Below are 890 nucleotides of genomic sequence, written 5' to 3'. Positions count from 1 at the left end.
AAGGCGAAATTCGAGCGCAACAAGCCGCACTGCAACATCGGCACCATCGGTCACGTCGATCACGGCAAGACCTCGCTGACCGCGGCGATCACCAAGGTGCTGGCCGAGACCGGCGGCGCCACCTTCACCGCCTACGACCAGATCGACAAGGCGCCGGAGGAGAAGGCCCGCGGCATCACCATCTCGACCGCGCACGTGGAATACGAGACCACCAACCGCCACTACGCGCACGTCGATTGCCCCGGCCACGCCGACTATGTGAAGAACATGATCACCGGCGCGGCGCAGATGGACGGCGCCATCCTGGTGGTGTCGGCGGCCGACGGCCCGATGCCGCAGACCCGCGAGCACATCCTGCTGGCCCGCCAGGTCGGCGTGCCGGCGCTGGTGGTGTTCATGAACAAGGTCGACATGGTCGACGATCCCGAGCTGCTGGACCTGGTCGAGCTGGAGGTGCGCGAGCTGCTGTCCTCCTACGACTTCCCCGGCGACGACATTCCGATCGTCAAGGGCTCGGCGCTGTGCGCGCTGGAAGACAAGCAGCCGGAGATCGGCCGTGACGCCATCCTGAAGCTGATGGCCGAGGTCGATGCCTACATCCCGCAGCCGGAGCGTCCGAAGGACAAGCCGTTCCTGATGCCGATCGAGGACGTGTTCTCGATCTCGGGCCGCGGCACCGTGGTCACCGGCCGCGTCGAGCGCGGCGTGGTGAAGGTGGGCGAGGAAGTGGAGATCGTCGGCATCAAGGCGACGGTGAAGACCACCTGCACCGGCGTCGAGATGTTCCGCAAGCTGCTCGACCAGGGCGAGGCCGGCGACAACATCGGCGCGCTGCTGCGCGGCACCAAGCGCGAGGACGTGGAGCGCGGGCAGGTTCTGGCCGCCCCGGG

1 protein-coding gene is annotated in these 890 nt (G+C 67.4%); it reads left to right on the top strand.

The annotated features are described in order from the left end of the window. The coding region (tuf, locus tag MTBUT4_RS00655) for an elongation factor Tu (protein WP_173977736.1) at window positions 1-890 on the top strand (890 nt) is incomplete at both ends.

Source organism: Magnetospirillum sp. UT-4, from assembly GCF_902729435.1.
In the GTDB taxonomy this organism is placed as follows: Bacteria; Pseudomonadota; Alphaproteobacteria; order Rhodospirillales; family Magnetospirillaceae; genus Magnetospirillum.
The sequence above is the reverse complement of the archived record's forward strand: the minus strand, read 5'-3'. Positions and strand labels throughout refer to the sequence as shown.